General features: G+C 54.9%; 1 protein-coding gene. It reads right to left on the reverse strand.

What is annotated here, in order from left to right:
• Positions 1 to 93: 93 nt before the first annotated feature.
• Positions 94 to 468, reverse strand: coding sequence for a DUF3564 family protein (locus EVC45_RS45025; RefSeq protein WP_129964409.1), 375 nt, complete (start codon positions 466 to 468; stop codon positions 94 to 96).
• Between the last annotated feature and the right edge of the window lie 181 nt (positions 469 to 649).

The raw sequence follows: 649 nt of genomic DNA on the forward strand, positions 1-649 counted from the left end.
CCTGTTCTGCATTCCTCGTTGAACCCGATCTCTACAACGCTTGACTTACCGGATCGGTGGACTTGATCAGCGTTGCCTTAACGCAGATTGGCGTCAGGAATCCTTGCCGGTGGCGAACAGTTCATGTTCAGGCCGCCCTCGTTGGTTATCAACACACTGAATATGCCAGTGCCCGTTTGATGGAGCCCAACGTCCTTCTGTATACCGCAGCGCGCATCCCGCGTCGCCTTCAAAAAGTCTATAACGACAGTCAAGATTCAATCCTTCGAGAACATACGCGAGTGTGTTTTCGCTGGGCCCGCACACTAACGTGTTGCCGCAATCCACGTGCAACGAGCCCCATTCGGGTAAGTCGAGTCCGGAATGAGCCTCGCGCGACCATTGCCGCTTTTCTGTGTCGAGCCAGAGGATTGCGAATGCCATAGGACGGGCGGTATTAAACGTGTCGAGCTGGACGGTAAGACGCATGAAAATTTTCCGAACGCATATTCTCTACGCCTGGTTGACGTAGCAGGCTGTTGAAAAGCGCCTCGTCATGAGGACCGAAGCGATGATCAGGAGTGTTTCGCGTGCAATTTCCAGCTGAAATCCGGATGCGCCGATCAGTTTGCGCAGGCAACGCGCCTGAGCGGGGTTGCCAGGCCTCGCA

Origin of the sequence: Paraburkholderia sp. UYCP14C, assembly GCF_004197395.1 — a bacterium.
GTDB lineage: Bacteria > Pseudomonadota > Gammaproteobacteria > Burkholderiales > Burkholderiaceae > Paraburkholderia.

Bases quoted from the DNA above. Each gene is read 5' to 3' on its own strand.
- EVC45_RS45025 (WP_129964409.1), bottom strand. From the start codon at position 468: ATGCGTCTTACCGTCCAGCTCGACACGTTTAATACCGCCCGTCCTATG.